1 protein-coding gene is annotated in these 1,410 nt (G+C 68.2%); it reads right to left on the bottom strand.

Translation table 11 applies throughout. The annotated features are described in order from the left end of the window. A partial coding sequence (locus tag AC5LSR_RS20045) for a DNA-methyltransferase (RefSeq protein ID WP_493468816.1) occupies positions 1 to 956 on the bottom strand: 956 nt, incomplete at its 3' end. Positions 957 to 1,410 lie beyond the last annotated feature (454 nt).

Genomic DNA, 1,410 nt, shown 5'->3' on the forward strand with positions numbered 1-1,410 from the left:
ACCCAGTCCCGCCCGTGCCGCTCCGCCGCCACGGCCACCGTGCCGGCGCCCAGGAACGGGTCCAGCACCAGGCCGGGCCGGAAGTCGGCTTGGCAGCCACAAATCGGCCGCAGTTCGCCAAGCACGGCCAAGTGGCCGCGCCGGCGGGCTGTCTGACGCGTCCACGGCTTCCCGCAGCCCACGCACACCCGCTCCGGGCAGCTGGCCAGCAGCGGCCGCTCGACCAGCGTGATCGGGAAGGTCGCGAAGTGCGCCTCCCGGTAGCCGGCGGTGGCCAACCACCAGACATCGCTCGGGTTCTTGCCGAGCGGGTGGCCGGTGAGGCCGTTGACCTTGAGGTTGCCGAGCCCGGTGTTGCGGTTGGTCCGCCGGGTGCGGTTGACCGTGGCCACTGCTGAGGCCGGGGGATAGGCCCGGCCGGTGGCGCCGGCCTGCGGCGGTTGGGCGCTGCGGTGCGGCAGCCGGATGGCATCCAGATCGAAGAAGTATGACCGGGACCGGGTCAGGCAGTAGATCACCTCGTAGCCGGCGCTCAGCCGGTCCCGGACGCTGGCGGGCATCGGGTTGATCTTGGCCCAGATGACCTTGTTGCGTAAGCGCCAGCCGTCGGCCAGCAGGCTGAGGGCCAGCCGTTCCGGGCCGAGCAGCAGGCTCTTGACCGGCGCGCCTTCGCGGGGATGGCGGCTGTAGCCGTCGCCGAGGTTCAGCCACAGCACGCCGCTGGGCTTGAGCACCCGGGCGACCTCGGCCAGGACGGCGCGGAGGCCGGCCACCCAGCCGGTGACGTCGGCTTCCAGGCCGATCTGGCCGGATACACCATAGTCCCGCAGGCCGTAGTAGGGCGGGCTGGTGATGACACAGTCCACGGAGGCCGGCGGCAGGTCGGCCAGGCGGGTGCGGGCGTCGCCGAGGAGGATGGTGTTGCGCCAGGGCTCGGCCTGGCGGGCAGTACTCATGGGCGGTCTCCGCGGTGGCGGGCCGCTTGGTCGTGAAGGTCCGGTTCATCCGGCTCATTGTTATTTTCGTTATCTTTTATTACTTTGAGTAGCCATTTGAGGTCGTTGAGGAGGTCAAGATTTTTGGAGTAGTGGCGGAGGAGGTCCACCCCCCGTGACCTGCGCGAACAGGCCGCGGAGATCGCCATTAAGAGCTATGAGATGTTCTGGTGGTGACATGGTGGTGACGTTGCGACGGCAACTACATGTCGCTCTTTCGGTCGCGGTTACGGACTGTAAAAACCGATGATCGACGGCATGTCCGTATCCCGGGGCTGTTGTGGCTTCCCTGGCGCACCCGATGTGCGGCAGCCTGGCGACGGCGGGAGGAGACGGCGGGAGGAGAGGTCTGCGATGAGCCGGTATGCCTACGACCCTGGCCAGCGTGCCCTCCTCGTCTCCTGGGCTACTGAAA

Source organism: Protofrankia sp. CiP1_Cm_nod4 (assembly GCF_982290645.1).